This window comes from Baekduia alba, from assembly GCF_028416635.1.
Classification (GTDB): Bacteria; Actinomycetota; Thermoleophilia; order Solirubrobacterales; family Solirubrobacteraceae; genus Baekduia; species Baekduia alba.
Genome location: NZ_CP114013.1, coordinates 805,100 through 831,299, shown reverse-complemented (window position 1 = coordinate 831,299; position 26,200 = coordinate 805,100). Strand labels below are relative to the sequence as shown.

Sequence of the window (26,200 nt, the reverse complement as noted above, 5' to 3'; positions counted from 1 at the left end):
GGGCGATCGGCTGCGGCTCGCTGTCCCCACGTCAACGACGCCGGCTTCTGGCTCGTCAACCAGTACTTCGACATGGCGGGCGTCATGATCCTGTCCGTGATCGTGTGAGCAGCGCGCAGGTCGTCATCGGGATCGACATCGGCACGACGAGCGCGAAGGCGGGCGCCTTCGACGCGGACGGGCGCGAGACCGGCGCGTCCGAGGTCGCCTACCCGCTGCTCGAGCCCGAGGCGGGCTGGGCGGTGCAGGAGCCGCTGGTCGTGGTCGACGCCGTGGTCGCGGCGACGCGCGACGCGATCGCGGCCGCGCACGCGGCGGGGCTGGACGTCGCGGGCCTGTCGTTCTCCACCGCGATGCACTCGCTCGTCGGCACCGACGCCGGCGGCGCGCCCCTCACCGACCTCGTCACCTGGGCCGACCAGCGCGCGGCGCCGCAAGCCGAGCGCCTGCGAGCGGAGCGCCCGCACCTGCACGGCCAGACCGGCACGCCACTGCACCCGATGTCGCCGTTGACCAAGTTGGTGTGGTTCCGCGAGGAGCGGCCGGAGCTGTTCGCGCGCGTCGCGCGCTGGTGCCAGATCAAGGAGCTGGTCGTCTTCCGCCTCACCGGCGCGTGGATCACCGAGCCCTCGTCGGGCTCGGGGACCGGGCTCATGGACCTCCACACGCTGGCGTGGCACGACGAGGCGCTGGAGGTCGCCGGCATCGCGCGCGGGCAGCTGTGCCCGCTGGCGCCGACCAAGCACACCATGTCGCTCACGGCCGCGGGCGCCCGCGCGCTCGGCTGCTCCGACGACCTGCCGCTGGTCCTCGGCGCCGGCGACGGGCCGCTGGCCAACCTCGGCGTCGGCGCGGTCGCGCCCGGCGTCGCGGCGTGCTCGATCGGGACGTCGGGCGCGCTGCGGCTGATGGTCGAGCGCCCGGTCGTCGACGAGCGCGGCCGGGTGTTCTGCTACATGTTGAGCGAGGGCCGCTGGGTCGTCGGCGGCGCCATCAACAACGGCGGCGTCGTCCTGCAGTGGGCGCACGACGCGCTGGCACCCGGGCTCGGCGCGCACGCCGAGCCCGAGCTGATGGCGATCGCCGCGCAGGCGCCGCCGGGCAGCGACGCGCTGGTGATGCTCCCCTACCTGCTCAGCGAGCGCGCGCCGCACTGGTCGACGCTGGCGCGCGGCGCCTACGTCGGGCTCACGCGCGCCCACCGGCGCGAGCACCTGGTCCGCGCCGCGCTGGAGGGCGTCTGCCAGCAGCTCGCGCTGGTCCTCGCGTCGCTGCGCGACGCCGGCAACGACGTCCGCGAGATCCGCGCGACCGGCGGCTTCGCGCGCAGCGAGCTGTGGCGCCAGATGCTGTGCGACGCGCTCGGCCAGGACGTCGGCTTCCCCGAGGGCCACCAGGGCTCCGGCTTCGGCGCGGCCCTGCTCGGGATGGAGGCGCTCGGCGTGATCGCGTCGTTCGACCGCGCCGCCGAGCTGATCGCGGTCGACGAGGTCCGCACGCCGGACCCCGCGGCGGCCGCGACCTACGCGCGGATGCTGCCGGTGTTCGACGCGCTCTACGACGCGCTCGGGCCCGCGTTCTCGCAGCTGAGACGTCTGGCCGACTGAGGCGCTGGGACGCGAGAGCGCCTCCTTCGCGCAGCTGCGCGCGCTGGAGCCGCCTGCAATTCCGCCTGCAAGTTGAAGGGCTTTGGCTCGCTAGCGTGACGCGGCCGCCGTGCCTGGCCGTCGCCTTCCCCATGCCGCGTTGCCCCTGCTCCTCGCGCTGCTCGCGCTGACGGTCGTCGCCACGCGCGCGCACGGCGCGAGCGAGGGCAAGCTGCGCTCGACGATCCACGCCGGCAAGGCGCGCGAGCAGGCGCTGAGCGACGCGGCCGCGCACCTCGGCCGGCTGGAGCGGGCCAGCGCCAAGGAGGTCGCGATCATCGACGGCCGCCTCGCCGACGCCCAGAACGAGCTCGCGGTCTCCCAGGCCCGGCTGACCAGGACGCAGACCGACCTCGCCGCCGAGCGCCGGCGGCTCGCGCGCCTGAAGAAGCGGCTTGCGGAGTCGCGGGCCCTGCTCACCGAGCTGTTGCGCGAGCGCTACATGAGCGACGAGCCGGACATCGTCTCGGTCGTCCTCGACGCGCACGGCTTCGCGGACCTGCTCGACCGCATGGAGTTCCTCAAGCGCGTCGAGCACTCCGACACCCAGATCCTCGACATCGTGCGCGACGCGCGCCGCGACGCCGGCCACGAGACCGTCGTCCTGACCAGGCTTCAGGCCGAGCGCCAGGCCCAGACGCTGGCCGTCCAGCGCGAGCGCAACGCGCTGGCCGGGATGGAGGCCGCCGCGCAGGCGCGTCGCGACGCGCTGGCCAGCGCCCACGCCGCGCGCCTGGCCGCGCTGCGCGCCACGCGCGCCAGCCGCGTCGCGGCGGAGAAGACCCTGACGAAGCTGCTGGCCCAGCGCGCCCGCGCGGCCGCGAACGTGAGCGGCCCCGGAGGCCCGTGGGCGATCCCGTGGGCGATCGTGCAGTGCGAGTCCGGCGGCCAGAACCTGCCGCCCAACAGCGCCGGCGCTTCGGGCTACTACCAGATGATGCCCGCGACCTGGAAGGGCCTGGGCGGCTCGACCGCCGACGCCTACAAGGCCTCAAAGGCCGAGCAGGACCGCCTCGCCGCCAAGCTGTGGAACGGCGGCGCCGGCGCGTCGAACTGGGTCTGCGCCGCCCTGGTCGGCGTCATCTAGTCCCGGCTACGGTCGGCCGTCGACGTCGATCGTCGTCTTGGCCTTGCGGCCCTTCAGCTCGGTCGTGTAGACCGACAGCTTCAGCGGGACCGGGCGCGCGCCGCTGAGGTCCGACATGCGGTCGCGCGCCTTCTTGCGCACGGTGGCGGATGGGACGAGCGCGCCGCTCTCGAACGTCGCCAGCACGCGGCCGGCGCCCAGCTTGCCGGGGATGCGCACGGTGAGCTTGCCGGACCGCGACAGCGCCCAGTGCTTCTTTGACAGGCGCTTGCCGTCCACGCGCACCGCGATGCCCTTGGCGGCGCGGTCGGGCCGCGCGCTCAACCCCTTGGGGATCGCGATCGTCACCTGGCGGAACGGGTTGCGGTTGCCCGGCGAGCGGGCGACGTTGATCAGCGCCTGTGGCCTGGAGGAGCCGAGGCCGGAGACGTCGGCGCGCACCAGCGCGCCCGTGCGGCACGCCGCCGCGTCGAGCACCGGCTGCTTGACGCTGCGCTGGCCGGCCTGGCTCAGCACCGTCGCGTCGGACGGCGCGAACTCCGCCGCGCACAGGTCCGTCACGTTCGTGAACGGCCCGGCGCGGCCGGTGCGCGCCCCGTAGAACGACAACTTGAAGTCCGACAGCGGCACGTCCGGCAGGCCCTTGAAGCGGGCCTCCAGCCGGCCCGCGTTCGGGCTCAGCCGCAGCTCGCCGTCGAGGCGCAGCGCGACGCCGGGCGCCTTGAGGAAGACGCTCACGTAGGGCAGCTCGACGCCCTCCTCGTCGGGCGCGGGCGTCCCGGTGTCGCTCAGGTACACGGAGCCGGAGAGCTTGTCCTCCAACAACGGCGTGGCTGCCTCGGCGACGCCGATCTTCGACGACGCCGGGCACGCGTCGGCGTTGAGCTGCGCGGGCGCGCATGCGCCGTCGCTGAGCGCCGCCGGGTTGGGCTGCATCGCGGCGCTGACGAGGATCGTGACGTCGTCGAGCGCCGAGTCGGTCGTGCGCGGCACGATCTCGGTCTGGAACGGCGGCTGCGAGTTGGCAGCCTTGACGCCGGGGTCCTCGACCGAGGTGAACACGTCGGGCGTGAACTTCAGCTGGTCGCAGGCGCGCGCCTGGTACGGCCCGCTGCCCGAGCCCTGCGTGCCGTCGGTGCCGGTCATCGAGACGCCGAACGAGCGCGCATCGCAGCCCGACGGGTTGAGCAGGAAGCCCTTCTTGGCGATGCTCAGCTGCAGCCGGCGCAGGCCGAGCGGGAAGCCCTTGAACGCCGCCGGCAGCGCCGCCGTGACGTGGACGCGGCCGTCGGTCTTGCCCAACGTGAGGTTGTTGGCCAGCACGAAGTTCCCGAGGTCGATCGGGCCGACCTTCACCGGCAGGACGAGCCAGATCCGCGCGGCGGCCGTCGACGTGCCGGTGCCGAGGTACAGGGTGCCGCTCAGCGAGATCGGCAACGGGCCGGACCCGGCCGCGACCTTGACCGTGCCGATCTGCGTGTTGGACGGGCAGTTGGCGGCGAGCGCCTTGCTCGTCTCGCATGCCGTCTGGCCGGCGAGCTTGCCGACCAGGCCCTTGGGCATCACGATGTCGAGCCTGCTGGGCCGTCGCGACGCGGCGTCGCGCTGGACGTCGACGGCGAGCATCGGGCTCGCCAGCGCCTTGTGGTTGTCGGTGTCGCCGCTGATCGTCGGCGTCTCCTTGGGCGCGCAGCCGCCCTGGCCGTCATCGGAGAACGTCGTCGTCAGCGACGTCGTCGTCGACTGGCCGGTGCTGAACGGGGTCGCGACGGTCGAGGTCGTGTAGCTGCCGCAGGCCGGCGGCGTCGAGAGGACCCCGCGCGGCCCGCCGAAGAACATCAGCAGGAAGCGCGTGTACGGCACCTGCGGCAAGCCGTCGAGCACCGTCGTGATCTGCCCGGTGTCCTCGTCGAGCGTGATGTTGCCGACGAGCTTGACCGTCACGCCCTGCTTTTGGGCGAAGAAGTAGATCTGGTACGGGTGGTCGGTCGTCCGCGCGAAGAACACCTTGCCCGACACCACGCCGAGCAGCGGGTTGTCGAACGTGACCGTGCCGAGCTGTGACCGGGCAGGGCACTTGATCGGGTCGTCGCCCTGCTTGCCGAACTGCGCCGGCGAGCACAGCTGGAGGCCGTCGTCGGCGACCGACGGGTTGAAGGCGATGCCCGCCGGCAGGCGCACCACCGCCTTGGACGTGTGCGACGGCGCGCGGTCGTTGACGTTCTCGGGCAGCGTCAGGCCGATCGTCGCGCCCGTCGGCTGGTCGATGCCGTGGGAGTCGAAGTCCGCGACCTGCTGGGGCGCGTAGGGCACCGAGTCGCAGCTGGTCGCGCGGTACGGCGCCTTCGCCGTCACCGGCTTGCTCGAGGCGTAGGAGTCGATCGTCGCGCTGACGGAGTTGGGCGCGCACGAGGTCGGGTTGACGATGAAGAACCCACCCGAGGGCGTCCGCCCGTCCAGCGTCAGGGCCATCGAGGTGATCGTCAGCGGGACGACGCCGAGCTTGTTCGGGATGTCCTTGATGATGTTGACCAGCCCGTAGTCGCTGTCGTCGCGGACGTCGATGTCGACCGGCAGCACGATCTTGCCCAGCGCGCCGCCGAGGGGCCGCACGACGATGCCCAGCCGCGCCGGCCGGTTGGCCGGCGGGACCACGTTGTAGACCGTGCCCGTCGACGGCACGTTGAGCGGGAGGCCGGCGGCCTGGGCCATGACCGTCGTCGTCCCGACCTCGCTGTCCGCCGGGCACGCGTCGGCGTTGAGCTGCGCCTCGGTGCACTGCGGCACCGCGCGCGGGTTGCCGAGCAGGCCGGTCGGCAGGTTGACCGTGACGTCCTTGAGGTCCTCGTCGGCGTCGGAGAACGCGACGTTCAGCGTGAAGTTCGAGTGCGCGCCCGCCGACGGGTCGACCGACGTGAGGCTGATGTCGCTGATCCCGATGGCCCGCGCGCCCGGCGCGACGGCCAGCGCGAGCGCCACGGCCATCAGCGCGGCGATCAGCGCGCGCGTCGTTCTCCCAGAGCCCAGGTCCCCTGCCAGCACACCGGAAGATGTACCCCGGCGCACCGTCGCGAAACGTCCGCGTTCACAGAACGCGGGCGCGCCGGATCGGCGTGTCGCTAGTCGACGAAGAGGTCGGCCTGCAGCTCGGCGTCGTCGCCGCCGTAGCTGTACTGGCTGAGGTCCGTGATGCCCTCCTCGGCGAGCACGTCCTCGACCAGCGCGAGGTTGGCGGTGTACGCGCGGCTGTCGCGCGTGAGCATGATGTAGGCCGCGTCGGCCACGATCTCCGGCTTGCGGGACTTGGCCATCGCCGTGTCGCCGCCGAGCAGGTTCTGGACCGCGGCGGTCGCGACGAGGGTCTTGGGCCACAGCGCGTTGAACGCGACGCCGTCGGGCTTGAACTCCTCGGCCATGCCCAGCGTGCAGAGGCTCATGCCGTACTTGGCGATCGTGTAGCCGATGTGCCCGCCGAGCCACTGCGGCTTGAGGCTGATCGGCGGCGAGAGCGTCAGCACGTGCGGGTTGTCGCCCTGCTTGAGGTGCGGGACGCACGCCTTGCTGACGACGTAGGTCCCGCGCGTGTTGATGCTCTGCATCAGGTCGTAGCGCTTCATGTCCATGGCCTCGGTGCCGGACAGGTTGATCGCGCTGGCGTTGTTGATGCAGATGTCGATGCCGCCGAACTTCTCGACGGTGGCGGCGACCGCGCCGGCGACCGACTGGTCGTCGCGGATGTCGCCCACGATCGGCAGCGCCTGGCCGCCGGCCTTCTCGATCTCCTCGGCGGCCGTGTACACGGTGCCCTCGAGCTTGGGGTGCGGCTCCGCGGTCTTGGCGATCAGCGCGACGTTCGCGCCGTCGCGCGCGGCGCGAACGGCGATTGCGAGCCCGATGCCCCGTGAGGCACCGGAGATGAACAGGGTCTTGCCTGCGAGCGTTCGGGACACGCGACGGATCCTAAACGGACGCGCGATCTGCGCGATCCAGGACCTGCATGTACCACTTGCTCTTATTAAGTTGGATATTCCGCGTAAGTGGGGCTCAGTTGGCGCGTTGCAGCGAAAGAAACGTCGCACGGTTCGCAAATCTGAGCGATGATTCGAGCAGTAACATTCCCACACCTCAGAGGAAGCCATGCCCTCCATCACGAGTGTCGACGACCAGCGGTACGTCAAAGCGCTTTCGCATCCGTTGCGCGTCCGGATCCTCGGGATCCTCGAAGAGCAGCCGGCGAGTCCTGTTGAGTTGAGCCAGGTGCTCGACGCCACGCTCGGAACGATCTCCTACCACGTGCGCCAGCTCAACGAGCTCGGGCTCCTCGAGCTGGTGCGCGAGACCCCGCGCCGCGGCGCGATCGAGCATCACTACCGAGCCAAGCCCCGGCCGAAGTCTGGGGGCGCGGCCTGGGACAGCGTCTCGGTCATCGCCAAGCAGGCCGTCATCGGCGCCGAGCTGGCGCAGACGACCGAGGTCGCCACCCGCGCCGCGGGCGTCGGCGGGTTCGACAGCGACCACGCGCGCCTCGAGCGCCTGCGCCTGTCGCTGGACGCCAAGGGCGTCGAGCAGCTGTCCAAGGCCGTCGTCAAGCTGGTCGACGAGGCGCGCAAGATCCAGGACGCCGCGACCAAGCGCCAGGGCAGCAGCAACGGCGCCCGGACCACGGACACCGCGCTCGTCGCGATGCTCTTCGACGCCGTCGGCGCGCCCGACCCGAGCGCGGGCCGGCCGGAGCCGACGCAGAAGCCGCGCAAGCCGCGCCGTCGCGCGGCGGCTTGACGGAACGTCAAGCGTAGGCGCTGTCACATCCCAGGCCCCCCAAGGGTCCAGGATCCCGCGGGGGCCTGAGGATGTGGTCACAGGATCGGGCGACGCGTGTCCTAATGGACATGGCACCACGACGCGACGACCGCTGCGGCGCCCGCTTCCGCCGCGCGACCCCAGAGGGCGAGCCGCACGTCCCAGAGACGCAGGAGCTCGGCCTCACCGCGCTCGGCGCAGCGTTCATCGACGCGCTGCGCGACGACGAGCGCTTCCGCGACGTCATCGCGGATCCGTTCGGCGAGGACGACCATGACCCGGCCGCCGCGGCCTGAGCGCGTCGACCGCCGGAAGTACTAGAACACCACGGTCGTCGAGCCGTGGCGCAGGACCCGGTCCTCGCAGTGCCACGCCACGGCGCGCGCCAGCACGGCCCGCTCGATGTCCGCGCCGCGGCGCGCCATGGCCGCGGCGTCGTCGCGATGGCTGACCCGGATGACGTCCTGCTCGATGATCGGGCCGGCGTCCAGCTCCTCGGTCACGTAGTGGGCGGTCGCGCCGATCAGCTTGACGCCGCGCGCCTTGGCCTGCTCGTACGGGCCCGCGCCGGCGAACGCCGGCAGGAACGAGTGATGGATGTTGATCACCGGCGCGCCGACGCGGTCGAGGAAGTCCCCGGACAGGATCTGCATGTAGCGGGCCAGGACGACGAGGTCGGGCTGCGCGGCGCCCAGCAGCTCGAGCAGCCGCTGCTCGGCCTGGGGCTTGGCGTCCGGCGCGACCGGCACGTGGTGGTAGGCGACGCCGAGGTTCTCGACGTCGGCCCGCAGCTCGTCGTGGTTGGAGGCGACGAGGACGACGTCGGCGTGCAGCTCGGCGCGCCGCCAGCGCCACAGCAGCTCCTGCAGCCCGTGGTCGTACTTGGAGACGAGGATCGCGACGCGCTTGCGGCGCTGCACGTCCCACAGCGACCAGTCCATGACGAACGGCTCGGCCACGCCGCGCGCGAAGGCGGCGCGCAGCGCGTCGGGGTCGACGCCGGGCGGGAGCGCGAACTCCATCCGCAGGAAGAACTCGCCGCCCCACGGGTCTGTCGAGTGCTGGTCTGAGTGGATGATGTTCGCGCCGGCCTCCAGCAGGAAGCGCGAGACCGCGGCGACGATGCCCGGCCGGTCGGCGCAGGCGACCAGCAAGCGCATGGTGATGGGCGGTGGCGAAGGCACGGACACGGCGCGGGTGATCGTAGGGCGCGGCGGGTCCGCCGCCCAGGCCCTGCCGCCTGCCGCCTGGCAGGTCTTGCGCGCGGCCTCGTGTGAACGCGTACGATCTGACGACGATGCCCGAGATCTCCCCTGCTCTGTACCGCGCCGGCGAGGGCGAGCCGCTCGTCCTGATCCATGGCTTCACCGCGACGTGGCGCTGCTGGCTGCCGGTGCTGGGCGAGCTCGTGCCGCGCTTCGAGGTCATCGCGCCCACGCTGCACGGCCACGACGGCGGCGCCGAGCTGCCCCGGCACGGCGAGCCGCACTCGATCGCGCGCGCGGCGGACTTCCTGGAGGAGCACCTGGACGCGCTGGGCGTCGGGACCGCGCACCTCGCGGGCAACTCGCTCGGCGGCGCGCTGGCCTTCGAGCTGGCCAAGCGCGGCCGCGCGCGGTCGGTCGTCGGGATCTCGCCGGCCGGCGGCATCCGCCCGGGCGACGACGCCGCGGCCCAGAAGATCATCAAGGTCTTCTCGCGCATGCAGAAGACGACCAAGCAGGCGCTGCCGATCCTGCCGCGCGTGATGGCGCGGCCGGGGCTGCGCCGCCTGGCGCTGCGCGACGTGATGACACGCGGCCATCAGGTGCCGGCGGCCGAGGCAATCGGGCTGGCGCGGTCGGCCGTGAACTGCGCGATCGTCGACGACGTCTTCTCCATCCTGCGCGCCGGCGAGGCGGGCGCGCGCGACCTGGACCAGATCAAGGTCCCCGTGTTGGTCACCTGGGGCAGCAAGGACCGCATCCTGCCGATGCACGTCCACTCGCCGCGCCTGCGCGAGGAGATCCCGGGGCTCGAGTTCCGCGTGCACCCGGGCATCGGCCACACGCCGATGTGGGACGACCCGGGCCTGATCGCCACCACGATCGGCGACTTCGCGGCCCAGCACGCCGAGTCCTCCGCGCCGGCGCCCGCGGCGGGCGACCCGGAAGCGGCGGCGACGGCGGCCTAGCAACGCGGCGTCTTGGCGGACGCCCAGGTGCGCGCGACGAGCCTGCGCGTGCCGATGCGCGTCTTCTTGCCGGTGGCGCCGGGACGGACCGAGAACGTGATGGTGTAGGTGTTGCCCGCCTTGACGACCGGCTGCGGCCGGCCGGCGGCGGTCTCGTTCACGATCGCGGAGCGGTAGCAGCGATCGCTGACGAGGTAGGTCCGGCCGGTGTGGCCGGCGACCTGGGCGACCACCTGCCGCGGCTCGTGCAGGTGGCGGTCCCCGGCGAAGACGACGTAGGCCGACGGCCCGCCCAGGCGCGGCGCCTTGATCGTGTAGAGGATCGGCTGGCCGACCAGGTGGAAGGTCGGGGCCTGGGCGGCGATGGCCGCGGTCGCGGCGCTCGCCGCCAGCGCCGTCGTGGCGATCAGGGCAGCGGCGAGCGGGCGCGGGGTCATGTGGGTTGGAACGCGCCCCGGGCCGTCGAGATGACGGTCTGGCGTCCGCGCGCCGCCGGCGTCGCCGGCGTCCACAGCCAACCGGGCACGTAGTCGCGCCGCTCGGTCTGCATCGCCTCGACGTCGCTCACGAACGGCGCGGTGAACTGCGCCGGGCGGGTGACGCCGGGCGTCGGGATCGACGGCTCGCGCGGCAGGTGCAGCGGCAGCGCCACGAAGGCCCGGCCGGATTGCAGCCGCAGGTTCGTCTTGTAGTCGCCGTAGAGCGGGACCGGGTCGTCGGTGCGGTAGACGCCGGGCGCGACCTCGTCGAGCTGGCGCGAGACGCGGTTGCCGCCCTGCCACGCGAGCACCTGGCGCATCTGCGCGTGCTTGGCGAGGCCGGCGTCGCTGAAGCGGACGGTCGCGATCGCGGTGCGCGGCGTCGGCCTTCCCGGCGACGGGCGTGAGCGTCAAGGTGTCCGGGTTGCTCGTCCACAGCGCGTTGGCGCCCAAGACCACCAACAACGCGGCGGCGCCGACCCCGACGCGGCGGCGGACCGCGCGCGCCGGCAGCTCGCGGCGCAGGCCGGCGCCGAGCAGCCCGCCGAGCAGGCCGCCGGCCAGGCCGGCGAGCACCGCGGTCGGCAGGCCCTCGCCCAGCAGCGACGGCGTCCACGGCACGGGCGCCCAGACCTGCGTCCAGGCGTACTGCGCCGCGAAGCCGACGGTCCCGCACAGCAGCCCGGCGGCGCCGCGGATGAGCAGGTACACCAACAAGACGCGGACGGCGTCGCCGCGGCCCAGGACGATCCGCCCGGTCGTCAGCGCCAGGCCACCGGCCAAGGCCAACAACAACGGGTGCCAGACCACGCGGTACTGCGGCACGCCCCAGTCGAACTCCGTCGCCCAGAACGCGATCGCGAACAGCCGCGCGGCCGGCAGCAGCGTGCGGACGATCTGCTCGGCGAGGCTGAGCGATCGCGGCGCGAGGTCCGGCGCGGCGGCGTCGGGCGCCTCTTCGCCTGCGCGACGGGCGCGGCGCGCCTCCAACGCCAGCACGGCGAGCACCGGCACCGACAGGATCGCGCCGTTGATCATCACGAGGTGGGTCGGGCCCCAGAGCGTCACGTCCTGGCCGAACATGCGGTGCCAGAAGTCGTCGAGCGGGAAGCCGGTCAGCGCGAACGCGCCGCAGGCGATCAGCAGCGCCCCGCCGACGGGCACGGCCAGGGCCCTCGACGCCCGGGACGTTCAGCGCGACCGGCGACGGCCGCGACGTCGTCCTGATCGAGGCCGTCCGCACGTTCCTGACGATGGTCCACGCCGAGCCCGACACGTGGCGCCTGGCGCTCTTCCCCGTCGAGGGCGCGCCGCCCGAGCTGCGCGAGACGCTCGGCCGCGTGCGCGCCGGGCTCGTCGGCCTGCTGCAGCCGGTGGCCGAGACCGGGATCGCGCGCCGCGGCGGCCCGCGGGGCCTGGACCCCGAGCTGTTCTCGCGGTTCCTGGTGTCCTTCGGCGAGGAGGGCGCCAAGCTCGTGCTCAGCGACCCGGCCAAGTACCCGCCCGACCGGCTCGCCGGGTTCGCCGCCACGATCATGGGGGCGGTCCGGCGCAGTTGAGGGTACGGTGGCGTTCATGAGCAAGCTCAAGGGCCAGGTCGTCCTGATCACCGGCGGCGCGCGCGGCGTCGGCGCCGAGACCGCGCGGCGGTTGGTGGCCAAGGGCGCGAAGGTCGTCCTGGTCGACCTCGACCGCGCGCCGCTGGCAGCGCTGGAGGCCGAGCTCGGTCCCGCCAACGCGACGTCGATCGCCGGCGACGTCGTCGAGTTGGAGGACATGGAGGCGGCGGTCGCGCACGCGGTCAGCACGTTCGGCGGCGTCGACGTCGTCATGGCCAACGCCGGGATCGCGTCCTACGGCTCGGTGCTCGCGGTGGACCCGGAGACGTTCCGGCGCGTCATCGACGTCAACGTCAACGGCGTCTTCCACACGGTGCGCGCCGCGCTGCCGGCGCTGATCGAACGCAAGGGCTACGTGTTGGTCGTCTCGTCGCTGGCCGCCTACGCGGCCGGGCCGGGGCTCGTCGCCTACCACGCGTCGAAGGCCGGCGCCGAGCACTTCGCCAACGCGCTGGCGCCCGAGGTGGCCTCCATGGGCGTCAAGGTCGGCAGCGCGCACATGTCGTGGATCGACACGCCGCTGGTCCAGGACGCCAAGAAGGACCTCTCAGCGTTCCGCAAGATGCTGGACGCGCTGCCCGGCCCGCTCGGCCAGACGACGTCGGTCGAGTCGTGCGCCGACGCGTTCGTGGCCGGCATCGAGCGGCGCGCCCGGCGCATCAGCGTGCCGAAGTGGGTCAACGCGATCCGCTGGCTCAAGCCGGCGTTGACGACCAGGCTCGGCGAGCGGGAGACCGCGCGCCGGGCGGCGGAGATCGTGCCGCTGATGGATCAGGAGGTGCTGGCGCTCGGCCGCTCGATGAGCGCCCGGACCGCCGGCCTGGAGGAGCGCGAGCAGTCCGTCACGACCGCGCCGTGACGGGCGTGACGGGCGCGTCGTGACAGACGTCACGCGCGCGTCGGGAGGTGGCCGCATCGCCGCTCGGGCGACGATCCGGCATCGTCTGGGCCATGGCGCTCACCATGACCAAGACCGCCGCGGCGCCGACGTCCGCGGGGATCCGGCTGCAGGGGCTGGTCAAGACGTTCAGCACGCCGAACGGCCCCGTCCGGGCGGTCCGCGGCGTCGACATCGCGATCGAGCCGGGCGAGACCGTCGCCCTGCTCGGCCCCAACGGCGCGGGCAAGTCCACCACCATCGACATGCTGCTCGGGCTGACCGCACCCGACGCCGGCACCGTCTCGCTGTTCAGCGGGACGCCGGCGGACGCGATCGCCGCCGGCCGGGTCGGGGCGATGCTCCAGACCGGGTCGCTGCTGCGCTACCTGACCGTCCGCGAGCTCATCGCGATGATGGCGTCGTTGTACCCCAACCCGCTCGGCGTCGACGAGGTGCTCGACCTCTGCGGGCTGCAGGGGACGGCCGAGCAGCGCACCGAGAAGCTCTCCGGCGGCCAGTCCCAGCGCGTCCGCTTCGCCTGCGCGCTGGTGTCCAACCCCGAGTTGCTGGTGCTCGACGAGCCGACGGTCGCGATGGACGTCGAGGGCCGTCACGCGTTCTGGGCGACGATGCGCGAGTTCGCCTCGCGCGGCACGACGATCGTCTTCGCCACGCACTACCTCGAAGAGGCCGACGACTTCGCCGACCGCGCCGTCCTGATGGCGCGCGGGCGCGTCGTGGCCGACGGTCCGACGACCGAGATCAAGGCGCGCGTCGGGTCGCGGACGATCCGGGCGACGCTGCCGGGCGTGGCGATCGAGCACCTCTCCTCGCTGGTGGGCGTGACGTCGGCCGAGCGGCGCGGCGCGGCGGTGACGCTGCGGTGCAGCGACTCCGACGTCGCGATTCGCGCGCTGCTCGCCCAGTACACGAGCGCCAGCGACATCGAGATCAGCGGCGCGGGGCTCGAAGAGGCCTTCCTCGAGCTGACCGGCGGCGAAGCAGACGACGACTCCGAGGTGGCGGCATGAACTCCCTGGCCTACACGCGCTACGAGCTGCTGCGGGCGTTCCGCAACAAGCGCTTCTTCTTCTTCTCGCTCGGCTTCCCGCTGTTGTTGTACTTCATCACGGCGGCCCCGAACAAGGACGAGACCAACCTGCAGGGCACCGGGCTCAGCGCACCCCTGTACTTCATGGTGTCGATGGCCTCGTGGGGCACGATGACCGCGATGCTCGGCACCGGCGCGCGGATCGCGGGCGAGCGCGAGGTCGGCTGGAACCGGCAGCTGCGCATCAGCCCGCTGAGCGCGTTCGCCTACCTGCGCGCGAAGGTCGCGATCTCCTACCTGCTGGCGGGCCTGGCGATCGTGATGTTGTACACCTCGGGCACGATCCTGGGCGTGCGGCTGCCGGCCGACGAGTGGCTGGGCATGACCGGGCTCATCCTGGTCGGGTTGATCCCGTTCGCCGCAGCGGGGATCTTCATGGGCCACAAGCTCAACACCGACACCATCGGACCGGCGCTCGGCGGCGGCACCGCGATCCTGGCGCTGGTGTCGGGCACGTGGTTCCCGCTCGACAGCTCCGGGTTCCTGCACGACATCGCGGTCGACCTGCCGTCCTACTGGCTGGTCCAGGCCAACCGCGTCGCGCTCGGCGGCGGCGGCTGGCCGCTGCGCGGGTGGGTCGTCGTCGCGGTCTGGAGCGTCGCCCTGACGTTCCTGGCCGCCCGCGCCTACCGCGCCGACACGGAGCGCGCGTAGGGTCGGCCGGGTGTGGGAGCATCGGCGCACCATGTCCGCCGCTGCCCCCTCCGGCCGTCGTGCGCAGATCGTCTCCGCGGCCCGTCGCCTGCTCGAGGACGACGGGCCGGAGGCGTTGTCGATGCGCAACGTCGCGGCCGAGATCGGCATCCGCGCGCCGTCGCTGTACGAGCACGTCGCCGACAAGCGCGCGCTGGAGAGCGCGATCATCGCGGCCGGGCTGCACGAGCAGGGCGTGGCGCTGCGCGCGGCGCTCGAGGCCGACGGCCGCGCCGACCCGCTGACCGCGATCACCCAGGCGTGGCGCCGCTGGGCGCACGAGCATCCCCACGTGTACGGCCTGATCTACGCGCGCGACCTGGACCGCAGCGACGACGCCGTCGCCACGGAAGAGCTGTTCGCGGGCGCGCCGCTGCGCGAGATGTGCGGCGGCGACCTCGTCACCGCCCGCGTGATCTGGGCGTTCGCGCACGGCATGGTCAACCTGGAGCTGACCGATCGGTTCCCGCCGCAGACCGACGTCGAGGCGCTGTGGGTCCGCGGGCTGGACGCGCTGCGCGCGCTGCTGCCAAAGACTTAAGTCCCAGTGCAATTGCGACGCGCGGCAGGGGAGCCTCTGCGTCATGGACATCCTGACGAAGCACCTCAACAAGATCGTCGTGACGGGTGCGGTGGCGGCGATCGCCGTCGTGCCCGCGGCGGGCGCCGGCGCGAAGTCCTCGAGCTCCGCGGGGCTGACGAACTTCCACGGCACGGTCGTGTCGGCGTCGAGCGCAAGCAAGTCGCTGAAGATCAAGCGGCCGAGCGGCACGACGCTGACGTTCCGCGTCACGAGCACCACGAAGTTCGAGCGCCTCGGCGGCGGGCTGGGCGCGCTGCGCGCCGGCCGGTCGATCGAGGTCAAGGCCCGGAAGGTCGACGGGCGCTGGACCGCGCGCGCGGTGGAGCCGGCCGCGGCCGAGCACCCCAACGGCGACGACGACAGCAGCGGCGGCGGCGGGTCCGACGACGCGGGCGCCGACGACCACGGCTCCGGCGGTCACGGCTCGGACGACTGAGCGCGGCGGGTGGCGGCGGTTGCGACACTGCGCGGAGATGCTCTCGTCGCGCGTGCCGCTCGCCGTGTCCCGTTGACCATGCGGTTGCTCGTGCTCGCCGACGAGGAGTCCTGGCTCCCACTGCCGGCGCTGATCGAGTCCCACCAGCCCGACGCGGTCATCACGCTCGGCGACCTGGAGCCCGACGTGCTGGACCCGCTCGGCCGGTTCCCGCTCCCCGTGCTCGGGGTCTACGGCAACCACGACGACGGGCGCTACCTCGATGCCGCCAACACCACCAACCTGCACCTGACGTCCGCGGACGTGGGCGGCCTGACGTTCGCCGGCTTCGAGGGCTGCGTGCGGTACACCCCGGGGGCGGCGCTGCAGTACACGCAGAAGCAGGCGTCGAAGCTGGCCCGCAGGCTGCCCCGGGCCGACATCCTCATCAGCCACGCTCCCCCGCGCGGCGTCCACGAGGAGCCGGACGACCGCGCGCACGAGGGCTTCGACGGCCTGCGGGACTACCTCGAGCGGGTGAGCCCGCGCATCCACCTGCACGGCCACACTCCGGCCCCGCCGCGAGCGGCGACGCGGGTCGGAGCGACGCGCGTCATCCACGTCGTGGGCCATCAGGTCGTCGATTTGTGAGGCATCGCGTCCGCGTCGAGCGGGCGGGCTTCGGCCCAGCGCACCTGGTAGGTGGTCCAGAGGCGACCGACATCGCGAACGCCGTCGAGGTAGACCGGGTTGATGACGGGCGTGCGGAGGCGGCGGGCGAAGTACACGGCCCGCGCCGGCCGGTCGCCGTTGCACACGATCGTCATGTGGCGGTTGTGGCGCCACGGGTCGACGACGCGCTTCTGCAACCGGGTGCGGCCGTAGACGTCGACGAGGTCGTCGTCCTCGATCGCGAACGCCATCAGCAGGTGGATGTGCTCCTGCTTGCTCAGCAGCGTGCGGATCGGCTCCTTCAGCAGCCAGGCTCCCGTCTCCGAGCTCACGTAGATGCGGTCCTTTGGCTTCACGCCGTCGAGCATCAGCCACGTGTAGACGAGCATCGCGGTGGAGGTCGCGAGCGTCACCGGCCGCCGGAACGCCTTGGAGCACACGCGGTCGTCATTGGTGTGGATCTCGACGTCGTTCTGGCGCTGCAGGCCGCGCAGCGTCCTGCGGAGGATGTCGAAGTCCTCGTCCGACGCCGGGTTGCGCACCCGGGCCAGGACGTGGTGTGCGAGCTTGGACGGCGCGAACTCGTGCAGGACCTGGGTCTCCTCGCCACGGTCGCGCTTCTTGCGCAGGCTCGGCAGGCTGACGAGGATGTCGGGCACCGTCTCGCTCTCGATGAGCCCCGCCGCCGAGCAGAACGCGCGCCAGTCGTCGCCGCGGCCGTTGGTCAGGCGGCGGTAGCGGTCGTAGTAGCGCGACGGGCGGTCGGTGGCCAGCGGGCCGAGCGAGAGCAGGCCGCGGGACTTCGCGCCCGCGAACGCCAGTTCGAGGATCGCCCGCCGGCGCAGGTAGTCGATGTGCTCTTCGCGACGCCACTCCTCCTCCGCCGCCCAGCCCGGCCGGCTGGTGTCGGAGCCCAGCAGGTGGGCCACCGTCTCGTGGCGCCGCACCGACCGGAAGTGCACGAGGCGGCCGGGCACGCCGCTGCGCGGATGGGCGCCGGGGCCCGCGGCGCGCGAGAGGCGCTTGATCTCGCCCGTCAGACGCTGCATCAGCGTGTCGCAGGCCCCGTCCTCCGCCGCGGTCACCTCGTGCAGCCAGGCGCCGGGCTCGTCCTCGGGCGCCCCGCGCTCGTGGTCGATCCGCTCCACGACCTTGCCGTCGACCGGACCGTGGCTGAGGTTGAACACCTGCAGGCGCTTGGGAATGGCGAGCAGGCGCTGGAAGTCGAAGCTCCCCAGCCCGAAGCCGAGGTTCAGGATGATGCAGTCGTCGGTGTGCAGCAGGTCGCGCACCAGGCCGACGACCCTCGGCGGCAGCGCGAAGTACGCGTCGCGCGTGAAGCGCAGGCTCGCCGGCTCGCTCGCCGTGCCGTGCAACTTGATGTACAACGGGACGTAGTTGGGCGCGTCCGGCAGCGGCGGTGCCGCGGCGCAGTCGCGCTCGGAGACGACCGCCGTGTACTCGTCGGGGTCGAGCTCGTCGTCGAGCGACTGATCCAGCAGCTCGTCGAAGTTGAAGCTGACGATCGCGTCGAGGAAGCGGTGCTTGAGCAGGTGGGCGAGCAGCTCGTAGGCCAGCAGCGTCGGGTGCCGGATGCTGTACTCGGTCGCGATCGTCTCGCGCACCTCGCGCGCGGTGTCCCGAGTGCTGCTGAGCGCGATGAGCCGCGTCTCGAGCTCGTCGCGATCCAAGCCGTTGACCTGTTCGAGGCGATCGAGCTCTGCCTCGTCGCGGCCGAACCGCGACTCCAGGAAGTCCGCGAGGTCGGCGCCCCGCTTGGACAACGGCACGCTGGCGCCCGCCCCGACCACCGCCACGCAGCGCATCTGACGCTCGACGAGACCGGACGGGTACACCGACGGATCCTGCGCCTGCGCGACGCGATCGCGCACCGCGCTGTCGGGCACCGACACGCGGAGGTGGCGAGCCAGGAGCTTCTGCGCCAGGAGCTCGAGGTTGTCGCTCCCCGGGAGGTCGGACTGGGCCATGTCTCGCTAGGAGTCCCGGCGAGACGCGATGTGACGCAATCCGGCGCGACCTGTACCGACGTGCAGGTCCGCGAACGCAGAAACCCCCGGAGTGCGGGGTTTCCAGAGCGCAATTCGCCCGCTGGTCGAGTCGAGCGATCTTCGCTGGATTTCGTGGTGCGTGTTGCCCCGTTGTTGCCCCCGCGTCGGGGCGCAACCGCTAGTCGTTCGACAGCATCAGCGCCCGTGCCTGACCGGGGGATTCGCCACGCCCAGCAAATAGGAGGCGCCCAGGACTACGCCCCGGCACGCATCCAGGCAGCCTTCTTGCCACCGGAGCCGATGCCCTTGGCGGCGCGGGTGATCTTGAGGCGCTTGCGGCCCTGACGACGGGCCAGTACGCCGATCTCGTACTGGTCGATATGCAGCCACTGGCGGTAGTCCAGGGCCTTGGTCAACCCGCCGCGTTCCTGCCAGCGGTCGGTAGCAGCAGGCTCAGGACCTGTTCGAAGGCCTCGGTGAGCTCGGCGCGGTCGGCTTCCATGTAGGTGTCTTCCACGCTGACGCGCGCAGGGTCCAGAGATCCACAGGAGGTCCTCGTCGCGGGTGGTGTGACCGATGGGCACGTCGGCGCGAGCGCGCTGCACAAGCTGCTCGACCTCGCGGCGGCGGCGCATCGGCGCCGCCGAAGCTCCGTCCGACGACCTCGCCGAGCGCCCCGACTCCGTCCACGATCTCCTCCCACGCCTCGCGAGGGAGGGCTCGGTCGCGGGAGTAGCGGCGGCACAGCTCGGTCGACACGATGAACGCCGGCAGGACGCTGATCCCGGCACTGCGCACTCCCGCGCGCGCATGCGCGCGCGCCGCGTCGAGCCGCTGCGCGTAGATCGCAAAGCGCGGAACGTCGCGCGCCGCGATCGCAAAGCCCTCGGCGGCCTGCTCGTGGATCTCCGCGAGCTCCTCGATCAGATCGAGATGCCGTGCGCCCGCAGCCTGCCACTCGCTGGTCAGCTGCTTGACGTCCTGGTTGAGCGCCAAGAACACCTCATAGCCAGCGCGAACATCGGTCAGCGTCGAGGCACGACGACGTTCGGACGGCTCGGCATGCGCAGCGACTCCCTCGGGGGTGAGCGCCCAGACCCCGGGTGGGGTGGCGACCCGCCACACCCGGTTGTCCGCCTCGAGCAGCACCAAGCGCTGCGCGACGATCTCTGTCGCGGTTCCGAGCGCGGCAGCGACGGCGCTGCCGTCGGTGCGCCCTTGATGCGCAGGATCTGCAGGACGTCGAAGTCGTCGATGCCGTTCACCGCGCTGCACCCCTAGCTGAACGAGCCGGCACGCTTGTCCTTGAACGCGCGCAGCCCTTCCTCGAAGTCATCGGTCGCGCTGAGCAGCGCCTGCGCCATCGCCTCGAAGCGAAGGCGGCCTCCATCCCGAAGTCGAGGTTCATGTAGGTCGTGCGCTTGATCCACTCAAGCGACGTGCGCGACGACCCCGCGAGCTTTGTCGCCATCGCGCGCGCGGCGTCGCCGACCTGCGCGTGGGGGACGACGCGATTGACGAGCCCGGTGCGCTCGGCGACGTCGGCTGTCAGCGCCTCGTTGAGCAGCATCCCTGGCGGTCCCAACGACACGCGGCAACACCCAGGTCAGCCCGACGTCCGGGACGAGCCCGCGCGCGACCTGCCCGACCCGGAACGACGCGCGGTCACTGGCGATGCGGAGATCGCTCATCAGCTCCGATCGTCGTTGACCTCGCGCAGCGTGGTGATCACTGAGTCGCGCAGCGCTTCGCTGATCGCGCTCAAGACTCGCGGTCGGTTGAGCGTCAACCGCAGCACGCATGGCGCCGGTCGCTCGACCTTCAGGTGCGGTTCGCCGTGGGACGTCATCAACTCGGAACCTAAGGAACGTAGCCCGAGCAAACCACACCGTCAAGCCGCGAGTTGACAACGGTCGCGGCGTGGTGTTACGTTCGCTCAATGAAACGCTGTTCTAGTGGGAGGACGACGCGAACGCTTCGCTGGCTGCTCACGGTCGCGGCACTTGTGGGGGGCCTCAGCGCATGCGGCGACTCGTCCAAGCCATCCAGCCAGCCGGGATCAGACGTCGCGGCCGCCGTCGCAGCGCAGGCACCCAGCAGCGGCTGCGGAAGCTATGCCGCTCCCCCCGTCTCCGATCCGGACGGCGTCGTCGCAGCGTTCCCTGAGGCCTACCAAGACGCGTACCGGGGCTTTGGCGAAGTTCGCGAGAGCGCGTGGCACGGCTTCAAGGCGAAGCAGCCGCCCTACACGATCGCCATCGTCTTCGCCGGAACGGTCAACCAGTTCGCAGTCGAGTTGCTCGACGACCTGAAGTTGCAGCTGGCGCGTAGTCCGCTCGTCGGCGATGTCGTCGTATCAACGACGGGGCAGGACCTCAACGTCCCGCTGCAGTTGCAGCAGTACAACGCCGCGGTCGCGCGTAAGCCCGACCTCATCATCACGGCGCCGCTACAGGCCGAGGCCTTCTACGGGCCGGTGCGCAAGGCCGCCGCCGCGGGCATCCCGACCGTGTCGCTGATCGGCCACATCGACATTCCGGAGTCGCTGAACGTCACCGAGAACGCCTTCCAGATGGGTGCGCAGACGACGTCGGTCATCGCGCGGCTCCTCGGTGGCAAGGGTCAGTTGCTCTATGTGCACGGCTATCGGACCGTCTCCGCCGACCAAGCGACGTTCGCCGCGACGAAGGTGGTCCTCAAGAACTGTCCCGGCATCAAGCTGGTCGGTGACATCGACGGCGCGTTCGTCAACGCAACGGCCAAGTCCGAGACGTTCAAGTTCCTCGCGACGCATCCGGCCCCGATCGCGGCGGTGCAGCAGACCGGCGGCATGAGCACGGGCGTACTCAACGCGTTCACGTCGACCGGCCGGCCGGTTCCGATCATCGGCGCGATCGGCGCCGAGAAGGCCATGGTCTCCTACTGGCAGGAGCACCGTGAGCGCTACCAGACCGCCGGCGTCGGCGAGTCCGCCCAGAGCAACGCCGCGGCCGCGGTGAGCATCGCGTTGCGCACGCTGCAGGGCCAAGGACCCAAGGTGAACTCCTTCGTCCCGCCGGTCACGCTCATCACGAACAAGAATCTCGAGGATTGGGCGGAGGAGGGCTGGACCCTCAGCACCGCGGGCAACGCACCCGGTCCGAGGAGCGCATATCTCCCTGAGACGTACTTGGACGGTCTGTTCGAGCACGGGGAAGCCCCCAAGAACTAGGCGCCTCGCGCCGACAACACCAACCGCTTGTCAACCAACAGGACCATGTCCGGGAGGAGAAGTTCGATGGTGAATGCGAATCGAGGGATCAAGGCTGTCGTCGCGCTTGCGCTGGTCGCGGGGCTCAGCACCGTGCCCGCGAACGCGGCGACGCGCACGCAGAAGGTCGACATCAAGGGGCACGTCAACCCCACCGCAAAGGGGTCGACGAAGTTCACGGGGACCTACAGCGGCATGCCGTGGGGGAAGGGCAAGCTCACCGGCACGCTGGTCGTTCCGGTGGTCACGATGACCTTCCACATCAAGTCCTGCAAGTGCACGGCGACGCTGAGGTACGCCGGGAAGGTGTCCGGCACGACGTTCACGGCGACCTACCAGTGGATCAAGGGAACCGGGAAGTACAAGCGCATCCGCGGGAAGGGCAAGACGACCGGGAGCATCGTGACCGGCGACTTCCGCCACGTGGGCACCCTGACCTATTAGACGCGCGACGGCCCCGCGTTCCCCCGCGGGGCCGTCCCGGACTCCTTTGGCAATGGGATGGAACTCATGGAACCCCAGATGAGCGAAGCCAGCCGCGGCGGCCGCACGCTGCCCGTCCTGCAGCCGGTCCTGCTGCGAGCAACCGGCGTCGCCAAGTCATTCGGAGCGACGCAGGCGCTGCGCTCGGCGTCGTTCGAGCTGCGCGCTGGCGAGGTCCACGCGATCGTCGGCGAAAACGGGTCCGGCAAGAGCACGCTCGTCAAGATCCTCACGGGCGTTCATCGTCCAGACGCGGGATCCATGGAACTCGATGGAGCTCACGTGGGTTGGGCGCGTACTCCCAACGCGGCGTTGGAAAGCGGGATCGCCGCGGTCTTCCAAGAGGTGTTGGTCGTCGAGCCACGCTCCGTGCTCGAGAACGTGTGGCTTGGGACGGACGGGCTGTTGCGCCGCACGATCTCCGAGCGCGACAAGCGGCGCCGCGCCACCGAACTTCTGGCCGAGCTCATGGAGGTGCCGCCACGGCTGAACCTGCCGGTGGAAGCGCTCTCCTTGAGCGAGCGCCAAGCGTGCTGCATCGCGCGCGCGCTCGTCCGGGACCCGGCCGTGCTGATCCTCGACGAGGCGACATCCGCGCTCGACATCGCCACACGCGAGCGGCTCTTCGGGTTGCTCCGCCAGCTCGCTGCACAGGGCGCCGCCGTGATCTTCATCTCGCACCGCATGGATGAGATCTCCGAGATCGCGGATCGCTGCACGGTGATGCGGTCCGGAGAGACCGTTGCGACGCTCGACCGTGATCAGGCGTCGGCTGGCGAGCTCGTCCGTCTGATGACGGGCGCTGATCATCTGACGCAGAAGTCGGCCCGCCAGGAGACGAGACGGCCGCACGGCGCGACCGTGCTGCGCACCAACGGGTTGGTGCTCCGCCCCGGCGCTGCGCCGATCAACGTCGAGATCCGCGCGGGCGAGTTGGTTGGGCTCGCAGGACTCGAAGGCCATGGACAGGAGGCGTTCCTCTCCGCGCTGTGGGGCACGGGGGCCGTGGCCGGCGCGGTGATGCGCGAGGGCGACGATGGCACCATCGCTCTGACCTCGTCCCGCGAGGCCGCGCGCGAGGGCGTCGCCCTCGTCCCTCGCGAACGGCGCGCCGAAGCGCTCCTCGAGTCGAAATCCGTGCGCGAGAACTTCGCGCTGCCAACGCTTCGGCGCGATGTTCGACATGGGCTGGTCTGGCCATCTCTGAGTCGCGCCCGGCTTGCACCGTGGATCGCCCGCTTGAACATCAAGCTCGGCGACGCGGAGGATCCGATCACGTCGCTCTCTGGCGGAAACCAGCAGAAGGTCGTGATCGCCCGCTGGTTGGCCTCCGATCCTCGTGTTCTGCTGCTCAACGACCCCACCCGCGGCATCGACATCGCCGCAAAGCGGGATCTCTACGACTTGCTGATCTCGCTGGCCGGCGAAGGCGTCGCCATCGTGATGGTGTCGACGGAGGTCGACGAGCACGTCGAGCTCATGGACCGCGTCCTCGTATTTCGTGAGGACGAGCTGTCCTGCGAAATCGGGCGCGACGCGTTGACGCGCGAGGCGCTCGTCTCGGCGTTCTTCGCGCACAACCGCTCCGAGGCCCGCCATGACTGAGGCGCTCGGGTTCCTCCGGGGAAGGTCCTACCTGTTTGCGCTGCTCCTCACGATCGCGCTCTTCATCGCAAACGTGATCGCCCAGCCGCACTTCGCGAACCCGGACAACTGGCCTCAGCAGTTGGCGACCCTCGCGCCGGTGATGCTGGTGGCGCTCGCCTCGACGCCGGCGATCTTGTCCGGCGGCGGCGGAATCGACATCTCGGTCGGTCCACTCGCGGTGCTGTGCAACGTCCTGCTCGTCCACACCCTCCTGCCGCACGGCATCGACTCCGCCTGGGCGAACGTCGCGATTCTTGCTGCGTTCGGGCTCGCGGTCGGGACGATCAACGGTCTCCTCGTTGCGGTGCTGCGCTACGAGCCGGTGATCGCGACCCTCTGCATGTTCTTCGTCATCAACGGCATCAACCTCAAGGTCGGCGCGACTCCGAAGGCGGCCGGGAGCAACTGGACGACGTCGCTGGCCGATCAGGTCGGGCCAGTGCCTGGCGCCGTGCTCGTGATCGGCGCTGCCGTCGTGATTTGGCTGCTGCTGGGGCGCACGGCCTACCACCGCGCGCTGTACGCCGTGGGTGGCAACGACGCGACCGCATTTTCGGCCGGTGTGAACGTGGCGGCGACGCGGGTCATCGCGTACGCGATCGGCGGCGTCTTCGCCGCCTTCGCCGGGATCGCGCTCACGGCACTCGTCCAAGCAAGTGAAGCCGGAGCAAGTGCGAGCTACGCCCTCGTTGGCATCACGGCGGTCGCGCTCGGCGGGACCCCGCTCTACGGCGGCCGCGGCGGCATGGTCGGATCCGCTCTCGGCGCCATCGTGCTGTACCTGATCCAGACGTTCCTGGGAGCGCTGAGCGTGGCACCGGAATGGCTCCCGGTCGTCTACGGCGGCATGCTTCTGCTCGGGGTTGTCGTCGGCTCGAGAGCAGCGGCACCTCGAATCGCGACAAGGCAAACGGCGGCGACGGCGTGACCGCACTCGTGACGTCGATCGCGCGCATGCAGCGGCGATGGCCGGTGCTGCAGCTGCTGGCGCTCGTGCTGCTCTTCGTCTACGGCTCGGCGACGCTCGACGGGTTCGCCGGGACCCAGAGCATCCGCCCGATGCTGGTGCTCGCGGCACTGCTCGGTCTCGCGGCCGCCGGACAGACGCTCGTGATCATCGTCGGCGGCCTCGACTTCTCGGTGGCGGGCTTCATCGCGCTTGGAGCGATCATGGTCAGCGAGCTCTGTGGCACGTACCACTGGGCCTTCCCGTTCGCGCTCGCGCTGATCGTCGCGATCGCGGCCACGCTTGGCGGGGCAGCCGGATGGATTTGCTACCGCTACCGCATCGCTTCGCTGATCGTGACCCTCGCCATGGGGTCGATCGCGGCGGGTGGAGTCGTCGCCTGGACGCACGGGACCGTGACCGGCGCACCGCCGGCTTTTCTCTCGGACATCGTCGGCCCGAACGCGACCACGCTCGGACTATCGGTCAGTCCGATCGTCGCCATTTGGGTCCTCTTTGCGGGCGCGATGGCGGTGCTGCTGCACCGCACCAGGGCCGGGCGTTGGACCTATGCGACCGGTGCCAGCTCGCGAGCTGCGTCGCTGGCGCTCGTTCCGACAGGGGGCGTCTGGGCGGCGGTCTTCGCCGCCAGCGCGACGATGTCCGCGCTCGTGGGAATCCTGCTCGCGGGGTTCTCCGGCGCCACCCAGACGCTCGGCGACCCATACCTGTTCGAAGGTCTGACGGCGGTGATCCTCGGTGGCACCGCGTTCATGGGGGCGCGTGGCGACTACACACATACGGTCGTCGGCGCGCTCATGCTCACCGAGCTCACCACGATTCTGGTTGGCCGCGGCTACGACCCTGCCGACCAGCAGATCATCTTCGGCGTTCTCATCCTGCTCGCTGTGGCCGGCTACGGCCGCAGCGACAGGCTTCGGGATCGCGTGTAGTGCGTGGCGCTGCGAATCCTGCCTACCCGATCGAGTCGGTCGACCGCGCGCTCTCGCTGATCCTTGCCTTCGAAGACAGGGACTCGATCACCGTGACGGAGGCGAGCACGCTCCTCGACGTGTCGCGATCCACCGCGTTTCGGCTTCTGAGCGTCCTGCAACATCGCGGGTTCGTCCGCCAGGACAAACGCTCGAAGATCTTTCATCGCGGGCCCGCCCTCCGTCGCGTCGGGCTCGCGGCGGTGCAGCGATCAGACGTGAGGGCCGCGCTGCGCCCGCTGCTCGAGCGCGTCGTCGCCGAAGTGGACGAAACCGCGCACCTCGTGGTCCTCCAGGGCAGTCAGGCGTTCTTTCTCGACTGCGTCGAAGGCTCGAAAGTCGTTCGCGCGACGGCTCGGTTGGGGACCTCGTTCCCCGCCCACTTGACCTCGGGCGGCAAGGTGCTTCTCGCGAACCTCCCTCCCGCCCGGCTCTCCGACACTCTGAGCGGCGAGCTCCACGCGCTGACGCTGAACTCGAAGGTCTCCTCGGGCAGCGTGCAGCGTGAGCTGACGAAGGTGCGGCGGCAGGGGTTCGCCATCAACGACGAGGAGAGCGAAGCGGGCGTCCGCGCCGTCAGCGTCCTCATCCCCGGGGCGCCCGAGCGCGGGATCATGGACGCGGCGATCAGCGTTGCCGGCCCATCGGAGCGTCTCGATGAGGGGCGCCTGCTCGAGATCGCCAACGTGCTGGCGAGTCTCATCCCGGCGTGAGC

General features: G+C 71.2%; 27 protein-coding genes and 1 pseudogene. 20 read left to right on the top strand and 8 right to left on the bottom strand.

Translation table 11 applies throughout. The annotated features are described in order from the left end of the window. Window positions 1-18 precede the first annotated feature (18 nt). The 3 genes and pseudogenes from DSM104299_RS29505 to DSM104299_RS04005 form a co-directional block, all read left to right on the top strand. A pseudogene (locus DSM104299_RS29505) lies at window positions 19-108 on the top strand (GntT/GntP/DsdX family permease); the annotation flags it as partial. Then, window positions 105-1,607, top strand: a complete 1,503-nt coding sequence (locus DSM104299_RS04010) for a gluconokinase (RefSeq protein WP_272476004.1) — start codon at window positions 105-107, stop codon at window positions 1,605-1,607. The pseudogene DSM104299_RS29505 and the gene DSM104299_RS04010, both read left to right, overlap by 4 nt. Window positions 1,608-1,746: 139 nt before the next feature. After that, the gene (locus DSM104299_RS04005) at window positions 1,747-2,733 is read left to right on the top strand and encodes a transglycosylase family protein (RefSeq protein WP_272476003.1); all 987 of its coding nucleotides are present in this window, start codon (window positions 1,747-1,749) and stop codon (window positions 2,731-2,733) included. A gap of 6 nt (window positions 2,734-2,739) precedes the next feature. Here DSM104299_RS04005 and DSM104299_RS04000 read toward each other — a convergent pair whose 3' ends face one another. Beyond that, a complete protein-coding gene (locus DSM104299_RS04000; RefSeq protein ID WP_272476002.1) occupies window positions 2,740-5,775 on the bottom strand; it encodes a hypothetical protein in 3,036 nt (1,011 codons plus the stop codon). Between the two features lie 77 nt (window positions 5,776-5,852). Continuing rightward, entirely contained in the window at window positions 5,853-6,683 is an 831-nt protein-coding gene (locus tag DSM104299_RS03995; RefSeq protein ID WP_272476001.1) for an SDR family oxidoreductase, read from the bottom strand. Window positions 6,684-6,870: 187 nt separating this feature from the next. Here DSM104299_RS03995 and DSM104299_RS03990 point away from each other — a divergent pair, with 187 nt between their 5' ends. Continuing rightward, window positions 6,871-7,512, top strand: a complete 642-nt coding sequence (locus tag DSM104299_RS03990) for a winged helix-turn-helix domain-containing protein (RefSeq protein WP_272476000.1) — start codon at window positions 6,871-6,873, stop codon at window positions 7,510-7,512. A 110-nt stretch (window positions 7,513-7,622) separates the two neighbouring features. Further along, entirely contained in the window at window positions 7,623-7,829 is a 207-nt protein-coding gene (locus DSM104299_RS03985; RefSeq protein WP_272475999.1) for a hypothetical protein, read from the top strand. Between the two features lie 21 nt (window positions 7,830-7,850). Here the strand turns inward: DSM104299_RS03985 and purU are convergent, their stop codons facing one another. Then, complete coding sequence (gene purU / locus DSM104299_RS03980) at window positions 7,851-8,693, bottom strand: formyltetrahydrofolate deformylase (RefSeq protein ID WP_349294521.1); 843 nt, start codon at window positions 8,691-8,693, stop codon at window positions 7,851-7,853. Window positions 8,694-8,830: 137 nt separating this feature from the next. Between purU and DSM104299_RS03975 the strand changes: the two genes are divergently transcribed. Next, window positions 8,831-9,706: an alpha/beta fold hydrolase gene (locus DSM104299_RS03975; RefSeq protein ID WP_272475997.1), complete on the top strand. Its 876-nt coding sequence runs from the start codon at window positions 8,831-8,833 to the stop codon at window positions 9,704-9,706. Here DSM104299_RS03975 and DSM104299_RS03970 read toward each other — a convergent pair. Further along, complete coding sequence (locus tag DSM104299_RS03970) at window positions 9,703-11,349, bottom strand: hypothetical protein (RefSeq protein WP_272475996.1); 1,647 nt, start codon at window positions 11,347-11,349, stop codon at window positions 9,703-9,705. The genes DSM104299_RS03975 and DSM104299_RS03970 overlap by 4 nt on opposite strands. 89 nt (window positions 11,350-11,438) lie before the next feature. On the opposite strand from DSM104299_RS03970, the gene DSM104299_RS03965 reads away from it, so the two are divergent. The 7 genes from DSM104299_RS03965 to DSM104299_RS03935 all read left to right on the top strand — a co-directional run bounded on the left by DSM104299_RS03965 (window position 11,439) and on the right by DSM104299_RS03935 (window position 16,137). After that, window positions 11,439-11,744, top strand: a complete 306-nt coding sequence (locus DSM104299_RS03965; RefSeq protein ID WP_272475995.1) for a hypothetical protein — start codon at window positions 11,439-11,441, stop codon at window positions 11,742-11,744. A gap of 16 nt (window positions 11,745-11,760) precedes the next feature. Beyond that, entirely contained in the window at window positions 11,761-12,663 is a 903-nt protein-coding gene (locus DSM104299_RS03960) for an SDR family oxidoreductase (RefSeq protein ID WP_272475994.1), read from the top strand. A gap of 92 nt (window positions 12,664-12,755) precedes the next feature. Next, window positions 12,756-13,715 carry an ABC transporter ATP-binding protein gene (locus DSM104299_RS03955; protein WP_272475993.1) on the top strand — a complete coding sequence of 320 codons (960 nt, stop codon included), beginning with the start codon at window positions 12,756-12,758 and terminating at the stop codon, window positions 13,713-13,715. Next, window positions 13,712-14,449 (top strand): ABC transporter permease, encoded by a 738-nt coding sequence (locus DSM104299_RS03950; protein WP_272475992.1) that lies wholly within the window; start codon window positions 13,712-13,714, stop codon window positions 14,447-14,449. The genes DSM104299_RS03955 and DSM104299_RS03950 overlap by 4 nt, the downstream gene beginning before the upstream one ends. 31 nt (window positions 14,450-14,480) lie before the next feature. Continuing rightward, window positions 14,481-15,029, top strand: coding sequence for a TetR/AcrR family transcriptional regulator (locus DSM104299_RS03945; RefSeq protein ID WP_272475991.1), 549 nt, complete (start codon window positions 14,481-14,483; stop codon window positions 15,027-15,029). A 43-nt stretch (window positions 15,030-15,072) separates the two neighbouring features. Then, on the top strand, window positions 15,073-15,507 hold the full coding sequence (locus DSM104299_RS03940; protein WP_272475990.1) for a DUF5666 domain-containing protein: 435 nt from the start codon (window positions 15,073-15,075) through the stop codon (window positions 15,505-15,507). A gap of 78 nt (window positions 15,508-15,585) precedes the next feature. Beyond that, entirely contained in the window at window positions 15,586-16,137 is a 552-nt protein-coding gene (locus DSM104299_RS03935) for a metallophosphoesterase family protein (RefSeq protein ID WP_272475989.1), read from the top strand. Here DSM104299_RS03935 and DSM104299_RS03930 read toward each other — a convergent pair. The 4 genes from DSM104299_RS03930 to DSM104299_RS29500 all read right to left on the bottom strand — a co-directional run bounded on the left by DSM104299_RS03930 (window position 16,119) and on the right by DSM104299_RS29500 (window position 19,719). Then, on the bottom strand, window positions 16,119-18,146 hold the full coding sequence (locus tag DSM104299_RS03930) for an SIR2 family protein (protein ID WP_272475988.1): 2,028 nt from the start codon (window positions 18,144-18,146) through the stop codon (window positions 16,119-16,121). The two genes, DSM104299_RS03935 and DSM104299_RS03930, sit on opposite strands and share 19 nt — an antisense overlap. A gap of 275 nt (window positions 18,147-18,421) precedes the next feature. Further along, window positions 18,422-18,583 (bottom strand): hypothetical protein, encoded by a 162-nt coding sequence (locus DSM104299_RS03925; RefSeq protein WP_272475987.1) that lies wholly within the window; start codon window positions 18,581-18,583, stop codon window positions 18,422-18,424. 37 nt (window positions 18,584-18,620) lie between these two features. After that, window positions 18,621-19,319, bottom strand: a complete 699-nt coding sequence (locus tag DSM104299_RS03920; RefSeq protein WP_272475986.1) for a hypothetical protein — start codon at window positions 19,317-19,319, stop codon at window positions 18,621-18,623. Between the two features lie 109 nt (window positions 19,320-19,428). Then, window positions 19,429-19,719: a hypothetical protein gene (locus tag DSM104299_RS29500; RefSeq protein ID WP_432419771.1), complete on the bottom strand. Its 291-nt coding sequence runs from the start codon at window positions 19,717-19,719 to the stop codon at window positions 19,429-19,431. Between DSM104299_RS29500 and DSM104299_RS03910 the strand changes: the two genes are divergently transcribed. From DSM104299_RS03910 to DSM104299_RS03880, 7 genes are all read left to right on the top strand, one after another. Next, window positions 19,607-20,074, top strand: a complete 468-nt coding sequence (locus DSM104299_RS03910) for a hypothetical protein (protein ID WP_272475984.1) — start codon at window positions 19,607-19,609, stop codon at window positions 20,072-20,074. The genes DSM104299_RS29500 and DSM104299_RS03910 overlap by 113 nt on opposite strands. Before the next feature lie 98 nt (window positions 20,075-20,172). After that, the gene (locus DSM104299_RS03905) at window positions 20,173-21,378 is read left to right on the top strand and encodes a substrate-binding domain-containing protein (RefSeq protein ID WP_272475983.1); all 1,206 of its coding nucleotides are present in this window, start codon (window positions 20,173-20,175) and stop codon (window positions 21,376-21,378) included. Between the two features lie 66 nt (window positions 21,379-21,444). After that, window positions 21,445-21,861: a hypothetical protein gene (locus DSM104299_RS03900; protein WP_272475982.1), complete on the top strand. Its 417-nt coding sequence runs from the start codon at window positions 21,445-21,447 to the stop codon at window positions 21,859-21,861. Window positions 21,862-21,939: 78 nt separating this feature from the next. Beyond that, window positions 21,940-23,505, top strand: coding sequence for a sugar ABC transporter ATP-binding protein (locus DSM104299_RS03895; protein WP_272475981.1), 1,566 nt, complete (start codon window positions 21,940-21,942; stop codon window positions 23,503-23,505). Continuing rightward, the gene (locus DSM104299_RS03890; RefSeq protein WP_272475980.1) at window positions 23,498-24,475 is read left to right on the top strand and encodes an ABC transporter permease; all 978 of its coding nucleotides are present in this window, start codon (window positions 23,498-23,500) and stop codon (window positions 24,473-24,475) included. The genes DSM104299_RS03895 and DSM104299_RS03890 overlap by 8 nt, the downstream gene beginning before the upstream one ends. Next, window positions 24,472-25,446 carry an ABC transporter permease gene (locus DSM104299_RS03885; protein WP_272475979.1) on the top strand — a complete coding sequence of 325 codons (975 nt, stop codon included), beginning with the start codon at window positions 24,472-24,474 and terminating at the stop codon, window positions 25,444-25,446. Before DSM104299_RS03890 ends, DSM104299_RS03885 begins: the two co-directional genes overlap by 4 nt. Then, window positions 25,446-26,198: an IclR family transcriptional regulator gene (locus DSM104299_RS03880; protein ID WP_272475978.1), complete on the top strand. Its 753-nt coding sequence runs from the start codon at window positions 25,446-25,448 to the stop codon at window positions 26,196-26,198. Before DSM104299_RS03885 ends, DSM104299_RS03880 begins: the two co-directional genes overlap by 1 nt. The last annotated feature ends 2 nt before the right edge of the window (window positions 26,199-26,200 follow it).

Bases quoted from the DNA above. Each gene is read 5' to 3' on its own strand.
- DSM104299_RS03945 (WP_272475991.1), top strand. From the start codon at position 14,481: ATGTCCGCCGCTGCCCCCTCCGGCCGTCGTGCGCAGATCGTCTCCGCG.
- DSM104299_RS03935 (WP_272475989.1), top strand. From the start codon at position 15,586: ATGCGGTTGCTCGTGCTCGCCGACGAGGAGTCCTGGCTCCCACTGCCG.
- DSM104299_RS03900 (WP_272475982.1), top strand. From the start codon at position 21,445: ATGGTGAATGCGAATCGAGGGATCAAGGCTGTCGTCGCGCTTGCGCTG.
- DSM104299_RS03955 (WP_272475993.1), top strand. From the start codon at position 12,756: ATGGCGCTCACCATGACCAAGACCGCCGCGGCGCCGACGTCCGCGGGG.
- DSM104299_RS03895 (WP_272475981.1), top strand. From the start codon at position 21,940: ATGAGCGAAGCCAGCCGCGGCGGCCGCACGCTGCCCGTCCTGCAGCCG.
- DSM104299_RS03930 (WP_272475988.1), bottom strand. From the start codon at position 18,146: ATGGCCCAGTCCGACCTCCCGGGGAGCGACAACCTCGAGCTCCTGGCG.
- DSM104299_RS03975 (WP_272475997.1), top strand. From the start codon at position 8,831: ATGCCCGAGATCTCCCCTGCTCTGTACCGCGCCGGCGAGGGCGAGCCG.
- purU (WP_349294521.1), bottom strand. From the start codon at position 8,693: ATGCGCTTGCTGGTCGCCTGCGCCGACCGGCCGGGCATCGTCGCCGCG.
- DSM104299_RS03985 (WP_272475999.1), top strand. From the start codon at position 7,623: ATGGCACCACGACGCGACGACCGCTGCGGCGCCCGCTTCCGCCGCGCG.
- DSM104299_RS03890 (WP_272475980.1), top strand. From the start codon at position 23,498: ATGACTGAGGCGCTCGGGTTCCTCCGGGGAAGGTCCTACCTGTTTGCG.
- DSM104299_RS03960 (WP_272475994.1), top strand. From the start codon at position 11,761: ATGAGCAAGCTCAAGGGCCAGGTCGTCCTGATCACCGGCGGCGCGCGC.
- DSM104299_RS03990 (WP_272476000.1), top strand. From the start codon at position 6,871: ATGCCCTCCATCACGAGTGTCGACGACCAGCGGTACGTCAAAGCGCTT.
- DSM104299_RS03950 (WP_272475992.1), top strand. From the start codon at position 13,712: ATGAACTCCCTGGCCTACACGCGCTACGAGCTGCTGCGGGCGTTCCGC.
- DSM104299_RS03940 (WP_272475990.1), top strand. From the start codon at position 15,073: ATGGACATCCTGACGAAGCACCTCAACAAGATCGTCGTGACGGGTGCG.
- DSM104299_RS03965 (WP_272475995.1), top strand. From the start codon at position 11,439: ATGGTCCACGCCGAGCCCGACACGTGGCGCCTGGCGCTCTTCCCCGTC.